The sequence below is a fragment of the Marinomonas polaris DSM 16579 genome, from assembly GCF_900129155.1.
Taxonomy (GTDB): Bacteria; Pseudomonadota; Gammaproteobacteria; order Pseudomonadales; family Marinomonadaceae; genus Marinomonas; species Marinomonas polaris.
In genome coordinates, this window is sequence record NZ_FQVF01000002.1 from 300,649 (window position 1) to 322,593 (window position 21,945).

Genomic DNA, 21,945 nt, shown 5'->3' on the forward strand with positions numbered 1-21,945 from the left:
TTAACGCATCGATGGAGCCGGTTCAAGATGGACGTTTCGCCCAGCCATCATGCCAGTGCACGCACCAGCAACAGCGATAGCTGCCGTCATTAACAGCGGTGCAGTCCAGCCGCCCGTCCAGTCGTGCACTTGACCTAGCAATAAGGGGCCTGCTGCCGCCATGAGATACCCTACACACTGTGCCATTCCTGACAGAGCGGCCGCGTCGCCAGCATTCTGCGTACGCAGTACAACGAAAGTCAAACCTAGCATCATGCAGGCACCAGAGCCAAAGCCCAGAAGCGCAGCCCACAAGATGGCAAACTCTGGCGCATAAATAAGCCCGATAAACGATAAGGCAACCAACAGGCTGGTTGTTACGGCCGCCAGTTTCTGATCTTTTAGGCGGCGCAGCGTGGCTGCCAGTATTAACCCCGGAATGGCTGTGGCCAGTTGAAGTGTCCCATGCACGGAGCCTGCTTCAGTGGCGGATATACCTTGATCGATCAGAATAGTCGGCAACCAGCCTACGGCGACATAAAAAGGCATCGCATTGAAACCCATAAACAGTGTGACCTGCCATGCTAGAGACGATTTCCAGACTGCTACTGTCGCTGATTTTTTCGGATTGGACAGGCTCACTGGCTCATGCTTTTTAAGCTGCGGCAACCACACAATAAGCGCAAACAGCGGGGCTGCAATTAATAAAGTCAGCGCAATGTTCCAGCCCCAAACCTGTGTTAAAGGAATCATGATGGCAGACCCTATCGCACCCGCTGCCCCCATCGTAATGGAATACGCCCCTGTCATGGAGGCAACGTTGGCTGAGAGGTCGCGTTTAACTAGACCAGGCAGCAGTACGTTACCCAAGGCGATCCCTGTGCCTATTAGTATTGTACCTAGATATAAGGCCCACACACTTCCTGTAGAACGCAGCAAGATGCCTAAAGAAATGATTGTCAATGCAGCAAAAAGTGTACGTTCTAGTCCGAACTTTCGGGCAACAGGTGCACTCAGTGGTGAGAATGCAGCAAATGCCAGCAATGGTAATGAAGTAAGCAGACCTACGGCCGAGGAGCTTAAGCCGAAATCACTTTGGATAAGCGGCAGAACGGGCGCTATACTGGTAAAAGGAAGCCGCAGGTTAACCGCAATAAAAAGAATTCCCGCCACAAGTGCAATGGTATTCCACTTGTTTTTAGTGTCTAACATATTCTCTAACCTTCTTTACTTTAGAAAAAAAAGAACTATAAAGTATCAGAAGAGCGTATAATATAGACAATATGACAGGTGATATCTAAATTATGCCAGATTTTAAAAAGACGGTTTCCTCACCGGAAGACTTCGATTCCGATGAGTTCATGCAGGCAGCCGTTGCCTTACAGATCGAACCTGACCTGAAGCATTCCGGTGTTAGACCGCATCACCACCGCAAGGGGCAGTTGATCTTGTCTTTGCACGGTGCGGTGAGCTGTGAAGTACAAGACGCACTGTGGCTTGTGCCTCCTCAGCACGCGGTCTGGATCCCAAGCGGCACCCCTCACAGCTGCCGAATAACCCAAAACGCCAGCACCTGCTTTTTGTTTATTGAGCCTAGTGCGGCAGTGATGCCCGACACATGCTGCACCCTTGCCATAACGCCTCTTGTACGAGAGTTGGTTCTGCATCTTGCTGAGCAGGATCCCGCTTACCCTTCAGAGGGTAAAACAGCCCGTCTTGTTGCAGTGCTTCTCGAACAGCTTTCTGATGCGCCGCTCAAAGAGCTGCATCTACCCATATCAGACCACCCCAAAATTAGACACATTGCCGATGCACTTTTTGCAGACCCTAGTGACCGTACCACTTTACGTCAGTGGGCGGCCAGACTTGCTACCAGTGAACGATCGCTCGCTAGACTGGTGGAAAATGCTACCGGATTGAGCTTCGGGCGCTGGCGTCAGCAGCTGCATCTGATGATCGCACTGAGTCAGTTGGCAGAGGGGAAATCGGTGCAAAGTGTCGCGGGAAATCTGGGGTATGATTCTGTAAATGCCTTCATCACTATGTTCAAAAAAGCACTGGGTAAATCGCCTACCCAATATTTTTCCTCGCTGCGATAATGAATTTGGGGTCAGATCAAAAACTAACCTGTTGGTGTGGTTCCGTGATGTATATTCTCTAAAATACTCAGTGGCATCATGAGCCATTGTATCTCTAGTTTCTTGAAGACTTCAATAGACAAGCAACGTCCCCAATGATTTACAGATTCGCGTTGGACGGGTGCCATTGAACTAAGGCGCGACTATCGATGAGTACGGCGCGATTTTTTCATATGTTGTGCCTGCCGTTTGCTTCTTGGTTGTAGCGGCTTACGGAATGTTCTCAGTGAAAAATACCTCTGTTTAATTACTGGTTATAATGAATTTTAAAGAGCCTCGCGAATGCGGGGCTTTTTTTTGTCTGTGACTTTATACGCTTACTTCTTTATGATTCCTGCTCACTCAAATCAATGTTGAAACGGCTCGTGGTTGATTTTAGTTGGATGATTAAGGATGTTAGTTTGTTATGTATTTATCGAACAGAGCGGAAATATTAGAAGAAGAAAGCCGCATATTTGCTCATTCTGTGACTCAATGTGATTTGCATCATCACGATGCACATGAATGCTTATGGGTGGTGAAAGGCCGTATTCGTGTTCAGGTAATGGATGAAATACTGCTTTTGCAGGAAGGCGATGTTTTATTTATTAATAAAGAATTGCCTCACGCCACTCAATCTACCGAGGATGATAATTTAGTGCTTTGTCTACAGCATAACTTTGCTGGAGTGGCTCTGGATACTTGCCCAATGAAAGCATGGAGTTTGGTTCAGAAAAATATGCTGCCAACGATTAAGCGGCTGATGGCGCATTTGTGGTGGGAGCACTACTACAAGGCGGGTCATTGGCAACAGGCGCAAACAAGTTTACTTGCCCAACTTGGCTTGCTGTTTGCTCGCTACTTTCCTTCGACTAATGCAATTAGAGCGGACTCTCTTGAATCTACTTTATTGATGAATGACCTGTTACGTCAGATTACATTGCGTTACCAAGAGCATCTCTCTTTGTCCTTGTTAGCTGAGGAGCGAGGTTTGTCGGAAGCCTATTTAAGCCGGTATTTTAAAGCCAAAGTAGGCGAGACTTTTCTACGCTATTTGACTCTTTATCGATTAGAAAAAAGCTTGTCAGATTTGGCACAGAAACCTAAAAAAGCCGTATCAGATATCGCTTTTGATCATGGTTTTCCTTCTGTAAAAGCCTTTAATATGGCGTTTCGCCGAGAATATGACTGTACGCCAACGGAGTTTCGTCTTAAGCGGGAGTCGGTAAGTTTAGTGAGTGTGGGGCAAGCCTATGCAGGAGTAGACGTAGTACTTTTGAAACAACGAATTATGCCGTGGTTGGATAGGCAATTTTTGTATCTTTAGTAAAAGGTGACTTTATCAAGGTCAAAAAACGGCTACTGAGCAGGTCAAAAATCGGATAGCACACTTGATATTAATTCCCATAATGAAGCAAAACAATAAATACAAATAAGGTTTCATTATGAAGAAGTTATCGTTTTTCGATAAGGTTAGTTATGGCTTTGGTGACTTAGCCAGTAATGTGGTGTTTACTGCGGTTGGCACCTATTTGATGTTTTTTTATACCGATGTGTTCGGGATTTCTGCGGCTCTTGTCGGGACATTATTTTTTGTCACGCGAATGTGGGATGCCATATCCGATCCAATAATGGGCATGATAGGTGACAGAACCCAAACTCGATTTGGTAAATTCCGTCCTTATTTACTCTATGTACCTATTCCTCTGGCTATTGTCGCTGTGCTCACTTTTACGACGCCTGATATGGATGAATCCGGCAAGATCATTTGGGCATTTGTGACCTATATTCTACTGATGACACTCTATACAGCCATCAATATCCCATATTCCTCTTTACCAGCAACCATATCGGATAGCCCAGTTGAGCGCGGCCAGATGGCTTCATTTCGCATGGTATTGGCGTTTACCGGTGCTTTGCTGGTTAATGCGAGTACGTTACCTCTGGTTGAATTTTTTGGTGACGGTAATAAACAGCAGGGCTTTCAGTACACCATGATATTGCTAAGTGCCGTCATGATTGTAATGTTCTGGCTGTGTTTTTCTCGTGTTAAAGAGCGTGTTCCAATGATCAAACAACATTCTTCTTTGAAGGATGATTTTGCCGTGGTGATCAAAAACCGTGCTTGGTGGGTAACTATTTTAATGGGCATTCCACTGTTTACCTTTACTATTATGCCGTTTGCTGTGGGTATGTATTACTTTACTTATATTGTGGGCGATGCCAGTAAAGCGGGTATGTTTTTTACGGTGGCTAGTTTGGGCATGATTGTAGGCTCTGCTCTGATGTCTCAGTTAGTTAAGCGTTATTCAAAGCGGAACTTGGTTATTGCGGGTGCGCTGTTGAGTATGTGTTTGATTAGTAATTTGTACTGGGTTGATCCATCTGATGTTTATGTGATTTACGCCATTATCTTTTTTAATCAGTTGTCGAAAGGGATTGCTGCTTCTTCTTTATGGGGGCTCGTTGCTGACACTGCTGATTATGTTGAGTGGAAGTCTGGTCGCCGTGTGGTTGGTTTGTCTACCAGTTCTGCGACCTTCTCCCATAAATTTGGTATGGGGTTAAGTGGCGCCTTAGTCGGTATTGGGTTGAGTTTTGCTGGTTATCAAGCAGGTGTTGAGCAAACTGCGGAGTCTGCTCAGATGATTTTACTTTTCATGAGTCTGATTCCTGCTTTTGGCGCAGGCTGCATTGTTGTTATTGCTTACTTTTATCCGATCACGCGAGAGTTAGAAGACACAATGCAATCTGAATTACGTGCGACTCGTGAAGCGAACCGAGCAAATTAAAGAATACTGAGGTTTTATTATGAATGAATCATTCCGTAATGCACCGTTTTTTCTGGGTGACACCGAGCTTACTTGGGTGAATAAAACCTATTCAGAGCTAACGTTAGAGCAAAAAGTAGGGCAACTGTTTAATCTTATTGTTAGAGCAAATTCCGCAGAAGAGTTGTCTCTTATTGATACGATTCAGCCTGGTGCGGTGACTAAGTTTGTCGGGCAAGATCTTGATACCGAAGTAAAGATGATGAATCAGCTGCGCAGTCATTCTGTCATTCCGCTTTTGGTGAGTGGTGACCTTGAAGGCGGTGGCATGAGCTTTCCTTTCGGTGCTCAAGTACCAAACCAGCTTGGTCTTGCTGGGTTGAAAGATGAGAGTGCGGTGGAATATTGTACCCAAGTGATTGCTCAAGAAGCTAAATTGCTTGGCATTAACTGGTCATTTACTCCGGTTGTTGATATCAACGCTAAGTTTCGTAGTGCTGTCGTAGGTACACGATCATACGGTAGCGATGTTGATGTTATCGAAAGTATGAGTCGCTCGAATATTACTACTTTCCAAAAAAACGGTATTGCAGCAACGGCAAAGCATTGGCCGGGGGAGGGGTTCGACGACCGAGATCAGCATCTAGTCACCACAGTAAATCCATTAACTATGTCCGAATGGGAGGAGCGTTATGGACGACTTTACCGTAGTGCTATCGATAGCAACGTGATGTCGATAATGTCGGCTCACATCGCTTTACCTGAATATGTAAAGACTCATAATGACAACCCGGCAGAGTGGTGGCGTCCGGCAAGTGTTAGTAAGTTGCTCAATGAACAACTCTTGCGTGGAGAGCTGGGCTTTAATGGCTTAATTGTCTCAGATGCTACTGTGATGGCGGGTTTGAGTAGCTGGACGAAACGTGAAAACGTGGTTGCTGAGATCATTGAAAACGGTTGTGACATGCTGTTGTTTTGCAAGGACCCGGTTGAAGATTACGCTTATATGCTTAAAGCCGTGCGTGAAGGTAGAGTATCTGAAACACGCTTAGAGCAATCTGTTATGCGGATCTTAGCGATGAAAGCCGCTTTGGGCTTGCATGAAAAGCAAGAGGAGATTAGTTCCAGTAAATTTAAGGATATGTTGGCATCAGATTACGCGGACCGAATCCCCGAGCTGAATCGTCGCACGGTGCATTTGGTAAAAAATCGCGATAATATTTTACCAATCAGTTTAGAACGTCATCAGCGCGTGTTGGTTATTTCTACTGGTATTCGACATGTTTTTAGTCCTATTCCTGCGCCATTGAGTGTGGCTACCATGCTGAAAAATGAAGGCTTTGAAGTGACAGAGTTTCAAACAGGTATGGCATTAAATGTGAAAGAGTATGATTTGTTGCTCTATCTTAACGCTGATGAATCTATGTTGGTAAAGTCGCACATTTACATTGATTGGATGGCATTACACGATGGTTTTGGTAATGCCATGTATCGTCCTTGGGTCGATATTCCGACGGTAATGGTATCTTTTGGTCATCCTTATCTTTTGTACGACGCACCTAAAGTGCCAGTATACATTAATGCCTATAGTCCTTTATTGGAGGTTCAGAAGGCGGTCGTGGAAGGCTTGTTAGGACGGTTAAGCTTTAATTCTAATGCTGCTATTGATCCATTCTGTGGGTTAGAGCAACTACGTTATTGATTGATAGTTAGCTTAATAAAAAGAACCCCCAATGTTGGTTGTCCAACTATTGGGGGTCACTTCAGAGATTAATGTGCACAGGCTCTTTTTTTGTTTGCTGACTTTGTGTGCGAACTCGCTTATGATGGTCCGTTGTGGTGCAAATCCACCGCTCGAATTGGAAAGAGTGAGTGTTATAAAAACAAGGAAGGTTTCCTGCTAGAGCAAATTCCCCTTCCGTTATACTTTTTTACACACTGGAAAAATTTCTGAAGCAAGTCGTAGGTAATGAGTTTACTTACGGCTTTTTTCTATTTTAAGCAATAGGTTAGACCAAGATAAAGAATAGGTAGATTATGATGCAAAGACCACAAATAACCATTTCATCATTAGATGCTGTGAGACTTGAGAAGATACTGGATTCACTAAGTTATTCGCAATTCCCCAACAAAGATGATTTACAGGAGGAGATTAATCGCGCCGAAATTGTTGAGCCACGAGATATGCCTGACAATATTGTGACGATGAATTCGACTGTAACATTTAAAGTCTTGTCTTCGGAAAAGGAATTTTCAAAAACCTTAGTATATCCAAAAGATGCTAATGGCGCTGAAGACACGGTTTCAGTTTTAGCACCTGTTGGCAGCGCGTTACTTGGTCTAAAGGAAGGTGATCAAATTGATTGGCCTAAGCCAAATGGTGATGTGCTGTCGGTAGTTATTATGAAGGTAGACTATCAGCCTGAACGTGCTGGTGAGTTCCAACTTTAGGTTTTTTCGTTAGTTAGCGATCAGTTTTTGGTAATAAAAAATAACCCCTTGCGTTTGACGCTCGGGGTTATTTTTTTAGTCTTGACTGATACCGTTAATTTACTTTGGTTTTATGCTTTTCAGCAGATTGCTCAAGGCGTTCTTTTATAATAGGAGCAATGGCATTTAGCGGTTCAGAATCAAGCATGTCTTGATGCCGACATGAAATGTTATGAGTTTCTATTTCACCTGTGATTCTTGAGGCCCAGGCATTGGATTGGTGCTCAAGAATATTACCCATCGAGCCATTCACACTATCTTCAGCGACAAAAAACAGTAAATCTGCATCCACCTTTCTAGGTTTGAAGCGACCAGCCAGTGCTAAGTTGTTTTCGATTATGGTTTGAACTCTGTCCATAATATTTGTTTGGCTTTTTTGGATATCTTGAACCACAGACATGGACGAATCATCATAATCTCGCCATAACAACGACGCTAATTCTTCTTTGTTAATAGGCAGCTTTTCCAGTGTGCTGAGATCATAACCTAGAAAGAGTAGGGCTGCTCTGACAATATCTGCTTCGTTTTTTGGCTGCTGGTAATCGAGTTTGTATGGGTAGCTGTCTAACATACATAAAAAGGACACTGTTTCATCTTCTGCTTGTAGCTTCTCAGCAATAGCATGAGCAACCAGACCACCAAATGACCAGCCTAGAAGACGGTATGGTCCTTTTGGTTGCACGTTTTTAATTTGCAATAAATACTCTTCTGCCATTTCTTCTATAGATTCTGGCAAGCGCGCTGCATGGCGCAGCCCCGTTGCTTGGAGGCCAAATACTGGCGTTGATTTAGATAAGTGACGTAGTAGTCCTGCGTATCCCCAAGCGAGGCCAAGTGCAGGATGAATACAAAATAATGGTGAATCCGTACCGCTAGATTTGATAGGTAGCGTGCAAATCATAGGATCCCAATCATCACTTCGACTTAAGTAGTCAGAAAGATCGGCAATGGTGGAGGCTTTGAATAAGACACCTAATGGCACTTCAATTAATAAGTTCTTCTGAATATGATTCAGAATTCTTGTTGCAGATATGGAATCGCCACCAATTTCAAAAAAGTTATCTCGGATACCAACTAGAGTAAGACCTAATGTCTCAGCCCAAAGGCTAGTGAGCATTTCTTCTAGTTGATTTCTTGGTGGTTCATAACTATTAGATGCGTGCCAAGTTGGTAGAGGTAAGGCTTTTCGGTCTACTTTTCCATTTGGTGTTAATGGCATTTCATTTAACAGCATAAAGTGTGCTGGAACCATGTAATCAGGCAGTACATTGATTAGCTGACGACGAAGTTCATTGGTATCTAGGTTGCTGTCTATTGGTATTACATAGGCAACCAGTTGCTTATCTTCGTTCGGCGACGTTTGAGCTACGACTATGGCTTGAATGACTTCGCGACAAGCTAATAATGCAGATTCAATGTCACCAATTTCGATACGGAAGCCGCGAATTTTAATCTGATGATCGTCTCGACCTTGGTATTCTAATACCCCATCTTGGCGCCAGCGTGCTTTATCTCCCGTGATATATAGGCGGCTGCCTTTTTTGCCATATGGATTAGAGATAAACCGCTCATTTGTTAATTCAGGGCGATTGTAATAACCCAGTGCTAAACCATCACCGGCAATATATAGGTCTCCTGTTACGCCTACCGGAACAGGCTCCATTGCGTGGTCTAAAACATACATTTGAGTGTTTAGCAGAGGTCTACCAATAGGGGGGTGGCGGAGGTCTGTTGGCTTAACCAGTGGCATAATACTCGACCAGATCGTTGTCTCTGTTGGCCCATATAGGTTTACAACAGGATGCCCCAAGTTTGACATGATTTGAGCCAGTTGACCTGATAACGCTTCGCCTCCTACCAAAGGCCGAATGCCTTTTAGTTCATTGCTGTATGTCGGTAATAATGCCTGCCAAAGAGACGGCGTAGCTTGAAGCAAAGTTACGCCTTCTTTGACCGCTAGCTTTGTTAACGCTTGTGGATCGCGAACGGTTTTTCTATCCGCAATCAGAACAGATGCTCCAACAGTAATAGGCAGGAATAACTCTAAGATAGAAATATCGAATGAAATGGTCGTAACAGCCAGAAATTTATCTTCGCTAGTAAGGTTGAGCTCTTTTTGCATAGCGTATAAGAAATTCATCAAGGCTTTATGTGAAATTTCTACACCTTTAGGCCGACCCGTAGAGCCTGAAGTATAGAGGACATAGGCCGGATTGCTTCCTTGAATTGTTAAGCCAGTAGGATGAGAAACATGTTTGTCTAAGGAAATATCTGAATGTGCGTCATCGATTAATATTATCGGCATATCAACTTTGGGTAACTGTCCAATAGCACCATGGCAGCTGAGTATTAACTTGGGATTGGCATCCTCTACTATGCTGCGAAGGCGCTCTACTGGAAAGTCAGGATCCAGTGGTAAATACGCAGCTCCAGCTTTTAGTGTACCCAACAAAGCGACTAGCATGTCCGTATTACGTGTTAGTGCAATAGCAACTAAATCGCTTGGGCAAACTTGTTCTTGTATCAGCTTATTTGCCCAAGCATTAGAAAGTGCATTAAGTTCTGAATAGTTTAAAGTGTTTTGTCCAGAGGCTACTGCAATGGCTGTTGGAGTACTGATTACTTTAGCATTAAATGCTTCGACTACGGATTGTTGTGGAATAGAGCATGCCGTATCGTTCCATACATGCAGAATTTTGTAGCGCTCACTTTCTGACAATAATGTTGCCTTACTTATAGGGTTGGCAGGTGCCAATACCATTGCGTCTATCAGGCGTTCAAACTGTGCTAAATGGTTTTCTAGTTCATGTTCTGTGTAACGTGTAGGGTTAGCGTCAAACTCTACTTTTAAACCATTGTTGTCGTGTCTGTCGAAGATAAAAACGGTAAGATCGTCGATCAAGGCATTACTTAGGTTATGCAGCGAGGTCGAGCAATTTCCGAATGTTAAGTCATAATTAAAAGGTTCAATGTTAACTCCTAGCGAGGCAATTTGCTGACCAGCAGACATTAACCCCAGCTCACGCTTTAGGTCTTCATAACGATATTGCTGATGACGTAGTGCTCTAAGTACTACTTTAGATACTTGTGTTATTAACTTTTCCAATGTGATTTCAGTAGATAAACTTAAGCGAATAGGCACAGCGTTTGCCATCATTCCAGGTGTACCACGTTGTAATCGTTGGATTCTTGCAGTAACAGGCATTGCAAAAACTAAATCATTCGCTCCTGTCATACGATAAAAATACGCAGCCACTAAAGCTATTAGAGTTTGCGGTAGGCTGGCGTTTACTTGTTGCCCAATGGCAATGAGTTTATTAGTCAATTCTTGAGATAATGTTAGAGGTTTGCGTAGCTGCTTTTTATTCTGAGAATGATCTATTCTCTGAGAAAGGGACGTGGTTTCGGGTAAGTTGATAAGGTTTTCTAGCCAGTACTGACGATCTTTTTTATAGCGTTTGGAAGATTTGTACGCATGTTCACTTTCGACAAGTGCAGCAAGAGAGCCAAAAGGATTAGGGCCTGCATCTAGATTGTTTAGTAATGCACTGTATATTTCAGCAAGTCTTAGAGTGAGCAAGTTTCCTCCAAAACCATCGAGTGCAACGTGATGGCAACGGTGGTACCAGTAATGATGGTTTTCGCCGAGCTTAATCAAAGCACTACGCCACAAAATATCCCCTGGTTTGGTGAGTGGCCGCATCATGTCCTCCGTCATCCATTTTATTGCTGTTTGATGCGGGCTTTCTGCAGAACTAACGTCCGATAAAGAGAAATAGCCTTCATCTGTTTGATAGATGATCTGGAGGATTTTATCGTCTTCTTCGACGATTCGGCTGCGTATGCAATCAGCTTCACTGATGAGTTGTTTAATAGCGGAAGTAAAATGAACTGCATCTATTGCCCCCTTTATTTCAAGGTATTCGGCAATATTAAAGGCGGCACCTTGAGGCGCTAGTTTTTGGGCGATCCATTGTCCACGCTGGGCGGTAGAAAGGGGTACTGCAAATGATTGTTGAGAAATAGGTTCTTTTGAACCATAGCAATTATTATGACTTTTAATCATTTGTTTGCTCCTGCAAAAAACGTCATCCATGTTAGAACTGTGATTATTATGTCCTAAATATTTACTTAAATTAACATAAGTTGATTTTATAATTAAGTCTATTAAATAAAATTTACATATATATGAATATATAAATTGAAAAGTATTTTTATTTTTTAAATTGCAGTCTCAACTAGAAAAAGCAATATTTTTGTTTTTGATGTGACTAGTTACTTGCAGAAAAAGCAGTACGCCTGACAGGATTCCAAAGCCTGCTAGCCCTGACCAAATCCAACCATGATTTATATTTGTCGAAGATAATAGCCAACCTGTGCTGATGTTGCCTATAAAAGCGTATAGACCACCTACACAAGAATACAAACCATAATGACTACCTAATTCCTTAGCAGAGCAAAATTTAGGGACATAAGCACCTAACAGTGGAAACACTAACATCGAGCCGAGGCTAAAAAAGACTGCACAAATTATGAAAGATAAGGCTGGTAGCCACTGCAGGCTAAGGTTGAGCCATAGGTAGCTGGATCCCATAATCGCCATGCCTAATCCTATACCTCGAGCCGTTCCCAAGTGTGACTCAACGAAACGGCTTACGGGCATTTGCATTAAGACGCCCATAATAGAAGATGTCGCGAAAACCCAAGTAATGATACTGACGTCCTGAGTGACTACACGGATTTCATGTGGAACGGCAATGTATAGTTGGTGGAATAGTAATTGATACACAGAAGCGCATAATATGAATCGCATAAAGGATTTGTTGCTGAGCATTTGTCCCCATTGCTTCCAGAATTTCGAATGAGCGTGCGTCGTATTTTTTTGTGATTCCAATTCAGGTAGAAAACGCCACTGAATAATGAGTAGTAAAGTAAATAACCCTGCAGAAACGACACCAACTAAAGCAAAATCGACGTAGAGTAGAGACAAACCTACTAGTGGTCCTAGCAGCATTCCTGCTTCTGATGTGAGGCTTTGTAAGGCGAAAACTTTATCTCTGGCTTTTTGTTCTGGGTATTCAGATGCCAAATAAGCTTGGCTGCTCGGTGTAAAAAGTGCGCCAGCAAGACCAGAAAAAAATGCTCCTAATATTAGTATGGGAATAGTCTGCCCAACTCCTAATAAGGTGAACCCAATGATACGAACGGCACAACCCAATAGAATAAGGCGCTTGTAGCCTAATCTGTCACCTAAAGTACCACCTACTAAAAACATGCCTTGCTGGCTTAATACTCTAAGTCCAATAATTAAACCAACATACCAACCGCTGATACCCAAGTTATGCTGTAGGTGATCCGCTAGATAAGGCAGCAACATGTAAAAGCCAAGATTGAAAGTGAAGCCGTTTATCACCAATACTCGTCCCGCAGGAGAGAGTAATTGCCAATCTTTTATCAGATGTTTCGAAAGCATGGTGTGGTTGATTTAAGCCTTAATAAAATAATAATGTTAAGCAAGTGTTTGGTTGTTGTGATTCACTTTGACTAGGATGTTTAGAAAGCACCTTCTGCGACTTTTATTGCTTGCTCTTTTGGTTCTTTGTTCTCGATGATTGAAGTAGCTGCGCGATTGTTTCGGATGGTTCGAACAAAAGGAATGCCTGCGGCGTCTTTTGTAATATCAGCCTCAACGTTATAAACATTTTTTACTAGCGATGGTGTGAGTATGTTGTTTGGGTGACCGGTGGCAATTAACTTTCCATCTTTAAGAACCAGTAAATTATCGGCATATTGAGCAGCAAGATTTAAGTCGTGAAGCACCATGATGGTGATCCAACCTTGTTCCTTTGTTTGAGCATCTAGATGATCAAGAAGGACATGCTGAAAATGCAGATCCAACGCGCTGACTGGTTCGTCTAACATGAGTATTTGGGGTTTTCTCATTAAGGCTTGAGCAAATAAAATCATTTGGCATTGGCCGCCACTGAGCTTATTTACTGGGCGATTCGCTAGATGCAAGAGACCAATTTTATCAAGAGCAGATAAAGCTTCTTTAATAACACTATCGTCTAATCGAAAACCTAGAGCATTTAATTGACCAAGTAGAACCACTTCTAAAACACTTAACTCTACATCAAGACGAATGTCTTGAGGCATATAGCCAAATTGCTTACGCCAGCGTGATAATTGTTTGCGTTGTAAGGTTTCGTTTGCAAAAGTTATCTCACCTGATTTGGTGTGAATATCGCCAAACAAGGTTTTTAATAACGTGCTTTTACCTGTGCCGTTTGGCCCAATAATGACGTTGACCTTGCCAGATTCTAGAGCAAATGACATGTCTTTTGCTAAAACAAGATCATCTATAACAACATTGAGATTGTTTACTTGTAGCATAAGTTAGCGCCTTTTACCCAGAATCAGCCAGAAGAAGAAAGGCACACCAATAATAGCGGTGACAATGCCTATTGGAAAGAGAGCACCAGGAACGATAACTTTAGATAACACTGATGCACTAGAAAGCAAAAATGCCCCAATGATGAAAGACAAGGGTAAGAAAAAACGCTGATCTTCTCCAACCAAAATCTTGGCAATATTGGGTGCGACTATGCCGACAAAGCCAATAATGCCAACAAAACTGGTTACGGTTGCGGTCATAACGGCAACGATTAACAAGGTTCGCAAGCGCAGTCGAGTAATGTTGACTCCGAGACTTTTGGCTCGCTCCTCTCCCAAGCGTAATGCGGTCAGTTTCCATGCGTCACGTATTAAAAAGAACATGCAGACAACGGTAACACTTATGATAATTGAAAGATTAGACCAAGAGGCTTTTGATAAGCTGCCGAAGAGCCAAAATAGGATTTGTTGGCTGAGTTCTGGTGAAGACACAAATTGTACGAGAGACAGCAAAGACTGAAAAAGGAACAGTAACGCGATACCCGCCAATATAAGCTGACCTGAACTGATGTGTCTCATGGTTGCCAATGCGAATAAAAATGCCGCCGCCAACATGCAACAAACAAAGGCTCCTAACGGAACCGCAATATTAGTATTTAATCCCAATGAATCAAAATACAGCATCAAAGCGGCACCAAATCCCGCTGCGGCTGCCATCCCCAAAGTGTACGGGCTTGCCATGGAGTTATTGAGTAGGGTTTGCATTTCTGCGCCACCGACGCCTAATACACCACCAACAACGACGGCCATAATAGCAATAGGTAGACGCAAGCTGGACACAATGACTTGTGTTGTCGGATCGACTTCTACAGGGAAACCAATAAGGTTTAGTAAGGCATTGGCGACGTCTTTTACATTGAGTAAAGACGGGCCAGTTGCGACATCTAAAATAAAAGAAAAAACAAGAATGATCAGTAGGATGCTTATAACTGACCAACGACGCTTTTCGCTACGTCGTTGGCTTGAAACCGCATCAGAAATTAAGGCTGATTGCATAGGTATGAATTCATCATGGTCGATGAATATTACTCCGTTATTTGGGCGGTAAAGGTGCCTGTCGGTACAACAGGTAAATATTTTTTGTAGAAATCTAGATATTCTTGTTCTGGGTTTATGTCTTCAAATAAACTTGGGTACATAGATTTAGCCATGAATTGAACCATGGAAGCATCTAAGATAGTACGAGAGGCACCTTGGTATATGCCATATACTCGGCCATTTTTCACTGCTGGCATTTGTTCCCATCCAGTACGTTTTTTATAACCTGCTAAACGAGCTTCAGCTAGCTTCCTATCTACGCCTTGGCCCATTGCTATCGCATTACCTGTCATGCCAGATTCTGTTCCTGCAAGGAAAACAACGTCAGGTCGTGAGGCTAGCACTTGTTCAGGATTCATTGTTCCCCACCATTCAACAAATGGTGTGGCAATGTTATCGCCTCCCAACATGTTAATAACAGCACCCCACATGTTTTTTCCATAAGTGAAGCTGTATTGGCTTGGGCCTTTATTGCCAAATTCAACATAAGTGCGTGGCTTTGGTAATTTTGCGGTTTTTATGCGTTGTAGGGTCGATTCTATCGTATGTTGGTAGTCATCTGCTATTTCTTGAGCACGTTTTTCTTGTCCAGTTAATGCCCCAATAATTTGAGTACTTTTAACATGACGCTCTAATGTTTGAGCGTTGTAATCGATAACAACTATTGGAATTCCTGCGCTCTCTAAGCGTTCAACATCGGTACCAAGTCCTTGATATTGCCAATCGGCTAACAAAATAACGCTAGGCTTAAGACTAATGACTTTTTCAATAGAGAACGTTTGCGCTTCTACCTCACCAACGTCAGGAATTTCTTTTAATGAAGGGCGGTAGTTTGTATAAAGGTTCCAACTTGCTGGACGCCATCCTTCCCATGTATCACGAGAAATACCTACCACATTATCTAATGCGCTTTCTGTTCCTATTGCTATGTAATCTTCGGCGTAGAACCCTAGAATTACTCTCTGGGCTGGCAAGTCAACTTCCACTTTTCGGCCTAAAACGTCATCAATGATAGTCATTTTTGCCTGAGCTAATCCAGCAAAAACGGACATTCCTAACATCAAAATAAACACAGCACATCGATTCATAAAAGTCTCTCTATTGAGAATGATTTTCGTTTTTTGGCATCTTACGGATAGAGGAGAATTAATCAAGGGTTTTATTGAGACAGAAGGTACATTTAAGATTCATTTCTATGTGTTGTAAAAAATAGGGCTATATTAGGTTAAAATGTTGAGGATCTTTTACTCATATTTAAGAGACTTCGTTTTCGATTTCCTGCAAAATTCGCGATAAATTTTACTTTGCTACTTGAGCGGTAAAGGTGCCTGTTGGCGTGACAGGTAAATATTGTTTATAAAAATCTAGGTATTCTTGCTCTGGGTTGATGTCTTCAAATAGATTTGGGTACATAGACTTTGCTATAAAGCGAACCATAGGCGCACCTAAAATAGTACGAGCAGCTCCATGGTATATTCCGTAAACTCGCTGGTTTTTTATTGCTGGCATTTGCTCCCAGCTGGCACGTTTTGTGAAGCCTTTTAAACGAGACTCAGCCAGTTTTCGGTCAATGCCTTGCCCCATAGCCATAGCATCTCCTTTTACTCCAGACTCGGTGCCTGAAAGGAAAATTACCTCGGGATTTGATGCTAATACTTGCTCTGGACTCATCGTGCCCCACCATTCAACAAATGGCGTAGCAATATTATTGCCTCCCAACATGGTTACGACTGCGCCCCACATGTTTTTTCCATATGTGAAGCTGAATTTGCCTGGGCCTTTATTGCCGTATTCTACATAAGTACGTGGTTTTACTAAGTTCGCCTCTTTTATGCGTTGTAAGGTGTTTTCTATAGCCAGCTTATATTCGTCTGCGATTTTTCTCGCTCGTTCATTTTGTCCTGTAAGTTGGCCAATAATCTTCGTGCTTTTAATGTGACGGTCCAATGTCTGTGCGTTGTAGTCAACGACCACTATTGGAATATTAGCGTTTGTTAAACGGCTAATGTCGGTGCCTAAGCTTTTATATTGCCAGTCGGCTAATAGAATCACGTTAGGTTTAAGGCTGATGACTTTTTCAATAGAAAAAGTTTGTGCCTCTACTTCACCAACGTCAGGTATGTCCTTTAATGAAGGGCGATAATTTGTATAAAGACTCCAATTTGCGGGGCGCCAGGTTTTCCATGTGTCACGAGAAATTCCGACCACTTTATCAAAGGCGGTTTCAGTGCCAATGGCCATGTAATCTTCGGCGTAGAACCCTAAGACTACTTTTTGTGCAGGTAAATCCACTTCCACTTTTCGACCTAAAACGTCATTAATGACGGTCATTTTTGCTTGGACTGATTCAGTAAAAAAAGACATCCATAACATAAGAAGAAGCATTGTAGATCGATTCATAAAAGGCTCTTTTATTAAGAATGATTTTTGTTTCTGTGTGTTCTGTACGGACTAACAATGAATTAACTTTTTAAGGTTCTGCCTACTCTTAATAGTACGCTTACGGATAATTTACAAGTCAATCACTCCTCTAATTAATTGCAAGTGATTATCATTACGTTTATATTTGTTGCTAATGGTTATCATTACAGGAGTTTTTATGGACGCTACCATTCAAGACTATGCTAGTTCTTTAGCATTGAATCAATCTCAAGATGATTTGTTTTTATTTAATTCCAATTTCAATCTCGTACGTGCAAATGGCATTCGTCAGCGACTTACCATTCCAGTTCTTGCTAATACCTTTCATAAAGAAGTTCAAGCTGTTTTTAAAAAAGAGAAAGCTCAAGGGAAGAGCAATCCAATTTTGGTTGGAGCTATTCCATTCGATATGAATCAAGCTGCACAACTGGTGGTGCCAGAATGGTTCGAGATAGTAAAGCCTCTAGATCGTACCTTGTCATCATTTGTAGATAAGGACTTTGTTCATCATGTGTGTGAGCATAGTTTTGCTCCAAGCCATGTTGATTTTTTAGACATGATAGAGCAGGTGCTGTCTATTTTTGAACGCGGTCCTTTAAAAAAGGTGGTGTTATCCAAAATACTGAAATTAACCTTAGACAGAAATGTAGACGTTCCTCGTTTATTGGCCAATATCATGGCGCAAAATCCAAGTGCTTACCATTTTAGTGTTCCGCTTGAAAACAGTATTTTGATTGGTGCTAGTCCTGAATTACTGATTAGAAAACAAGGTAATAAGATATTTTCCAATCCATTGGCAGGGTCGGCTAAACGTTTTGGTAATGCCGATGCTGATCGACAAGCTGCGAAAAGCCTCTTTAATTCTGCGAAAGACCACTATGAGCACCGGCTTGTTGTTGACGCGATTCTAGCCTCTTTATTGCCTGTTGTTGAATGCCTTAACGTACGGGAAGAGCCTAGCCTGATTTCAACGCCAACAATGTGGCATTTATCAACTGATATTGAAGCAACGCTGCCTACTGTAAACCCTCCCTCTGTATTCGATCTTATAAAGCAAATACACCCAACACCTGCAATGTGTGGCACACCCACCTTACAAGCACAGCGTCATATTGAGGCTCTAGAGCCACACCAACGTGGCTTTTTTAGTGGCTTAGTTGGCTGGTGTGATGCAGAAGGCAATGGCGAGTGGGCTATTGCGATACGTTGTGCAGAAGTGTCGGAGAACAAGGTGACCTTATTCGCTGGGGCTGGTGTTGTGCCAGACTCAAACCCAGAAAGCGAGTGGTTAGAAACTAGCGCGAAAATGCGCACTATGCTAAATGCATTTGGAATAAAGGAAGATGTAATATGAGTATTGCCTATACACCATGGCCAGAATCATTTGCTCAAAAATACCGCAAAAAAGGCTATTGGACAGATCGACCGTTGTTGGACTTAATTGATAACGCGCCACACGAGAACATTGCAGTTATTTGTGGTGAAAAGTCGTTTAGTTATCGAGACCTGTGTTTGCAATCTAAGCGATTGGCTATCTATCTACAGGAATTAGGTTTGCGAAAGGGAGACACCGCATTAGTTCAGCTGCCTAATATTGCCGAGTTTTATGTGGTGTTCTTTGCGCTTATGCGTCTTGGTGTTGCTCCTGTTAACGCATTGTTTAGTCATAACAAAATGGAGTTAACTGCTTACGCCACACAAATCGAACCTAAGATTATTATTGCCAGTGATGAACACGCCTTGTTTCATGATGGTGCTTTTTTCAATACGTTGAGCGCATTGTCAAAAGAGCTACAGCACGCTTTGATTGTTGGCAAATCAGAATGGGCTGAGACCCTTGAAAATATACTTGGTTCATCGACAAGTACATTGTTAACGGCAACACCAAGCAAGGCTGATGAGGTGGCATTCTTTCAGCTTTCTGGTGGCAGTACAGGTACGCCAAAGCTAATCCCAAGAACCCACAACGATTACTTTTTTAGTGTGCGTCGTAGTACTGAAATCTGTCACTTTACATCTGCTACAACGTATTTGTGTGCGCTGCCTTGTGCACATAATTTCCCAATGAGTTCTCCTGGTGCATTTGGTATTTTTCATGTTGGAGGACGTGTTGTCATGTCGCCAAGTCCTGATGCTAGTACTTGTTTTAAGCTAATAGAACGTCATCAAGTTACGGTTGCCGCTTTGGTTCCTCCCGCTTTGGCTTTGTGGTTACAAGCAGCACCAACTAATAAAACCGCTTTATCGTCTTTGCAGCTGGTGCAGGTTGGTGGCGCGAAACTAAGTGAGAGTCTTGCTAGACAAGTGCCTGATGTATTGGGTTGTCAGTTGCAACAGATTCTTGGTATGGCAGAAGGATTAGTGAACTATACCAGACTAGACGATGACCTTGACACAATAGTCACGACACAAGGTCGACCAATGTGCTCGCTTGATGAAGTAAAAGTCATTAATGAGGCCGGTGAGGAGGTGACTGTGGGTGAAATTGGTGAATTGGCAACTCGTGGACCTTATACCATTCGTGGTTATTACAAGGCGCCAGAACATAACACCAAGGTGTTTGATAGTGAGGGCTTTTATCATTCAGGTGATTTGGTGCGTCGTAACGATAAAGGGTATTTGACGGTTGTCGGGCGTGATAAAGATCAAATCAATCGTGGTGGTGAAAAGATCGCTGCAGAAGAAATAGAAAACTTTTTATTGAGGCATGAGCTGATTATGCACAGTGCCCTTGTCTCTATGCCAGATAGCATGATGGGAGAAAAGAGCTGTGCTTTTATTGTGCCGAAAATCGCTAGTCACGGCATGAAAAGTCTCACTTTGCGTAAATATTTAAGAGGGCTGGGTGTGGCGGATTATAAAGTGCCTGATCGCTTTGAGTTTATTGACTCTCTTCCCCTTACTCCTGTTGGCAAGCCTAACAAGGTTGCATTGCGCGAGTTGATACGTCAACGCTTACAACTTACTTCTCAACTAGATAAAACACTATAAAAAGGACTTTATATGAGCATTCCAACGATACCTTCTTACCTTATGCCAACATCTGATACGTTCCCAAATCAAAAAGTAAATTGGGTATTGGAGCCAAAGCGTGCGGTGTTTTTAATCCATGATATGCAGGCTTATTTTTTGCGCTTTTATGATGCGGATTCCGAGCTAATTAAAACCCTTAAACAAAATCTTGCGGCCATAAAAGCATACTGCCGAGCGAATGGCATTCCTGTTGTATATACGGCGCAACCCAATGATCAAAAGCCTGAAGATAGAGCCTTGCTGAATGATATGTGGGGAAGTGGATTAAACAATTTCCCTGAATTGCAAAAAATTGTCGAAGAGTTAACGCCAGATGAGCACGATACAGTCTTGGTGAAGTGGCGTTATAGCGCATTTCATCGCTCTAACCTTCAAGAACTTATGCAGAGCTGGGGACGCGACCAGTTATTGATTGGTGGTGTTTATGCACACATTGGCTGCATGATTACGGCAGCTGATGCGTTTATGCGTGATATTCAGCCTTTCATGATAGGCGATGCATTGGCGGATTTTAGTGAGGGAGAGCATAGACAGGCACTAACCTTTACAGGTGGAAGAACTGGTCGAGTGATTTCAACAAAAGAGGTGTTGATTGCAACCGATATTGTGGATACTGGCTTTCGCTATGAGCAGTTAAAAGCGCAAGTTTTTGCCTTCCTTGATGACGAAGATATCCAGGAGTTTGATGCCAATGAAGAGTTGATGGATTATGGCCTTGATTCGATTCAAATCATGTCATTGGTTACCAAATGGAAAGCGCAGGGAATTGAGGTTTCTTTTCAGGAATTGGCCAGTGCTGCAACGCTAAATGGCTGGTGGCACCTTATTCAAAGCAAAAGAGAGTGTGCAGCATGATCAATCCGCTCGATTTTTCAGGGAAAACAGTTTGGGTAACCGGTGCTGGTAGAGGAATAGGGTTAGAAGTTGCGAACCAATTTACCCAATTTGGCGCAAAGGTTATTGGCTTTGACTTGTCATTTGATAATCAGTCTTATGATTTTGATTGTGTGATACTTGATATTAGCGATGAAAGTGCGGTTTTACAGACGATTCAAAACGTATTGTCAGATTTTCCACGCTTAGATGTGCTGGTTAATGGTGCAGGAATATTACATTTAGGGAGCCTTGAAGAAACCAGCTTTGAGGGTTTCAAACACTGCTTTAACGTCAATGCTGGTGGTGCGTTTTTAATGATTAAGCATACGACTCCGACGTTTAAGCGTCAGAAAAATGGGGCGATAGTAACCATTAGCTCGAATGCCGCAAAAGTACCGCGTCAGAATATGGCGGCTTATTGTGCATCAAAAGCCGCGTTATCGGCGCTCAGTCATACTGCTGGACTAGAGCTAGCACCTTATGGAGTCCGTTGTAATCTGGTTTGTCCGGGTTCTACTGATACACACATGCAACGCATGTTGTGGACAAGTGATGACGCCGAGCAAAACACCATCAAAGGCTTTCCAGAGCAATATAAACTCGGCATACCTTTGGGGAAAATTGCCCAACCTAACGATATCGCCCAAGTGGTCTTGTTCTTTGCTTCTGATATGTCGAACCATATCACCATGCAAGATATTGTTGCGGATGGTGGTGCGACGTTAAATGCGTAATTTATAATTGAATAACAATTGATTGGACTATTT

Annotated in this window: 16 protein-coding genes; 9 read left to right on the top strand and 7 right to left on the bottom strand. The window is 42.7% G+C overall.

Going from position 1 to position 21,945, the window contains the following annotated elements:
• Positions 1–1,191 carry a CynX/NimT family MFS transporter gene (locus BUA59_RS01390; protein WP_072837927.1) on the bottom strand — a complete coding sequence of 397 codons (1,191 nt, stop codon included), beginning with the start codon at positions 1,189–1,191 and terminating at the stop codon, positions 1–3.
• A gap of 92 nt (positions 1,192–1,283) precedes the next feature.
• Here BUA59_RS01390 and BUA59_RS01395 point away from each other — a divergent pair, with 92 nt between their 5' ends.
• The 5 genes from BUA59_RS01395 to rnk all read left to right on the top strand — a co-directional run bounded on the left by BUA59_RS01395 (position 1,284) and on the right by rnk (position 7,318).
• On the top strand, positions 1,284–2,078 hold the full coding sequence (locus BUA59_RS01395) for an AraC family transcriptional regulator (protein ID WP_072837928.1): 795 nt from the start codon (positions 1,284–1,286) through the stop codon (positions 2,076–2,078).
• A gap of 445 nt (positions 2,079–2,523) precedes the next feature.
• Positions 2,524–3,423, top strand: coding sequence for a helix-turn-helix transcriptional regulator (locus BUA59_RS01400; RefSeq protein WP_072837929.1), 900 nt, complete (start codon positions 2,524–2,526; stop codon positions 3,421–3,423).
• A 118-nt stretch (positions 3,424–3,541) separates the two neighbouring features.
• Positions 3,542–4,888 carry an MFS transporter gene (locus BUA59_RS01405; RefSeq protein WP_072837930.1) on the top strand — a complete coding sequence of 449 codons (1,347 nt, stop codon included), beginning with the start codon at positions 3,542–3,544 and terminating at the stop codon, positions 4,886–4,888.
• Between the two features lie 19 nt (positions 4,889–4,907).
• Positions 4,908–6,569, top strand: coding sequence for a glycoside hydrolase family 3 N-terminal domain-containing protein (locus BUA59_RS01410; RefSeq protein ID WP_175550732.1), 1,662 nt, complete (start codon positions 4,908–4,910; stop codon positions 6,567–6,569).
• 335 nt (positions 6,570–6,904) lie between these two features.
• The gene (gene rnk, locus BUA59_RS01415; RefSeq protein ID WP_012069327.1) at positions 6,905–7,318 is read left to right on the top strand and encodes a nucleoside diphosphate kinase regulator; all 414 of its coding nucleotides are present in this window, start codon (positions 6,905–6,907) and stop codon (positions 7,316–7,318) included.
• A gap of 94 nt (positions 7,319–7,412) precedes the next feature.
• Here the strand turns inward: rnk and BUA59_RS01420 are convergent, their stop codons facing one another.
• The 6 genes from BUA59_RS01420 to BUA59_RS01445 all read right to left on the bottom strand — a co-directional run bounded on the left by BUA59_RS01420 (position 7,413) and on the right by BUA59_RS01445 (position 17,248).
• The gene (locus BUA59_RS01420; RefSeq protein WP_175550733.1) at positions 7,413–11,423 is read right to left on the bottom strand and encodes a non-ribosomal peptide synthetase; all 4,011 of its coding nucleotides are present in this window, start codon (positions 11,421–11,423) and stop codon (positions 7,413–7,415) included.
• A 168-nt stretch (positions 11,424–11,591) separates the two neighbouring features.
• Positions 11,592–12,830 (bottom strand): MDR family MFS transporter, encoded by a 1,239-nt coding sequence (locus tag BUA59_RS01425; protein ID WP_072837932.1) that lies wholly within the window; start codon positions 12,828–12,830, stop codon positions 11,592–11,594.
• Positions 12,831–12,910: 80 nt separating this feature from the next.
• Positions 12,911–13,750: an ABC transporter ATP-binding protein gene (locus BUA59_RS01430; protein ID WP_072837933.1), complete on the bottom strand. Its 840-nt coding sequence runs from the start codon at positions 13,748–13,750 to the stop codon at positions 12,911–12,913.
• Positions 13,751–13,753: 3 nt separating this feature from the next.
• Positions 13,754–14,806 carry a FecCD family ABC transporter permease gene (locus BUA59_RS01435; RefSeq protein ID WP_072837934.1) on the bottom strand — a complete coding sequence of 351 codons (1,053 nt, stop codon included), beginning with the start codon at positions 14,804–14,806 and terminating at the stop codon, positions 13,754–13,756.
• A gap of 29 nt (positions 14,807–14,835) precedes the next feature.
• Positions 14,836–15,936, bottom strand: coding sequence for an ABC transporter substrate-binding protein (locus tag BUA59_RS01440; protein ID WP_072837935.1), 1,101 nt, complete (start codon positions 15,934–15,936; stop codon positions 14,836–14,838).
• A 211-nt stretch (positions 15,937–16,147) separates the two neighbouring features.
• Entirely contained in the window at positions 16,148–17,248 is a 1,101-nt protein-coding gene (locus BUA59_RS01445; protein ID WP_072837936.1) for an ABC transporter substrate-binding protein, read from the bottom strand.
• Positions 17,249–17,447: 199 nt separating this feature from the next.
• Here BUA59_RS01445 and BUA59_RS01450 point away from each other — a divergent pair, with 199 nt between their 5' ends.
• From BUA59_RS01450 to dhbA, 4 genes are read left to right on the top strand one after another with little or no spacing between them, the layout of a single operon-like run.
• Positions 17,448–18,623, top strand: coding sequence for an isochorismate synthase (locus BUA59_RS01450; RefSeq protein WP_072837937.1), 1,176 nt, complete (start codon positions 17,448–17,450; stop codon positions 18,621–18,623).
• Positions 18,620–20,260: a (2,3-dihydroxybenzoyl)adenylate synthase gene (locus BUA59_RS01455; RefSeq protein WP_072837938.1), complete on the top strand. Its 1,641-nt coding sequence runs from the start codon at positions 18,620–18,622 to the stop codon at positions 20,258–20,260. Before BUA59_RS01450 ends, BUA59_RS01455 begins: the two co-directional genes overlap by 4 nt.
• Before the next feature lie 12 nt (positions 20,261–20,272).
• A complete protein-coding gene (locus BUA59_RS01460) occupies positions 20,273–21,157 on the top strand; it encodes an isochorismatase family protein (RefSeq protein WP_072837939.1) in 885 nt (294 codons plus the stop codon).
• On the top strand, positions 21,154–21,912 hold the full coding sequence (gene dhbA, locus BUA59_RS01465; protein ID WP_072837940.1) for a 2,3-dihydro-2,3-dihydroxybenzoate dehydrogenase: 759 nt from the start codon (positions 21,154–21,156) through the stop codon (positions 21,910–21,912). The genes BUA59_RS01460 and dhbA overlap by 4 nt, the downstream gene beginning before the upstream one ends.
• Positions 21,913–21,945 lie beyond the last annotated feature (33 nt).

Coding starts and splice junctions, on each gene's coding strand:
- BUA59_RS01390 (WP_072837927.1), bottom strand. CDS start 1,191: ATGTTAGACACTAAAAACAAGTGGAATACCATTGCACTTGTGGCGGGA.
- BUA59_RS01395 (WP_072837928.1), top strand. CDS start 1,284: ATGCCAGATTTTAAAAAGACGGTTTCCTCACCGGAAGACTTCGATTCC.
- BUA59_RS01400 (WP_072837929.1), top strand. CDS start 2,524: ATGTATTTATCGAACAGAGCGGAAATATTAGAAGAAGAAAGCCGCATA.
- BUA59_RS01405 (WP_072837930.1), top strand. CDS start 3,542: ATGAAGAAGTTATCGTTTTTCGATAAGGTTAGTTATGGCTTTGGTGAC.
- BUA59_RS01410 (WP_175550732.1), top strand. CDS start 4,908: ATGAATGAATCATTCCGTAATGCACCGTTTTTTCTGGGTGACACCGAG.
- rnk (WP_012069327.1), top strand. CDS start 6,905: ATGATGCAAAGACCACAAATAACCATTTCATCATTAGATGCTGTGAGA.
- BUA59_RS01420 (WP_175550733.1), bottom strand. CDS start 11,423: ATGATTAAAAGTCATAATAATTGCTATGGTTCAAAAGAACCTATTTCT.
- BUA59_RS01425 (WP_072837932.1), bottom strand. CDS start 12,830: ATGCTTTCGAAACATCTGATAAAAGATTGGCAATTACTCTCTCCTGCG.
- BUA59_RS01430 (WP_072837933.1), bottom strand. CDS start 13,750: ATGCTACAAGTAAACAATCTCAATGTTGTTATAGATGATCTTGTTTTA.
- BUA59_RS01435 (WP_072837934.1), bottom strand. CDS start 14,806: ATGCAATCAGCCTTAATTTCTGATGCGGTTTCAAGCCAACGACGTAGC.
- BUA59_RS01440 (WP_072837935.1), bottom strand. CDS start 15,936: ATGAATCGATGTGCTGTGTTTATTTTGATGTTAGGAATGTCCGTTTTT.
- BUA59_RS01445 (WP_072837936.1), bottom strand. CDS start 17,248: ATGAATCGATCTACAATGCTTCTTCTTATGTTATGGATGTCTTTTTTT.
- BUA59_RS01450 (WP_072837937.1), top strand. CDS start 17,448: ATGGACGCTACCATTCAAGACTATGCTAGTTCTTTAGCATTGAATCAA.
- BUA59_RS01455 (WP_072837938.1), top strand. CDS start 18,620: ATGAGTATTGCCTATACACCATGGCCAGAATCATTTGCTCAAAAATAC.
- BUA59_RS01460 (WP_072837939.1), top strand. CDS start 20,273: ATGAGCATTCCAACGATACCTTCTTACCTTATGCCAACATCTGATACG.
- dhbA (WP_072837940.1), top strand. CDS start 21,154: ATGATCAATCCGCTCGATTTTTCAGGGAAAACAGTTTGGGTAACCGGT.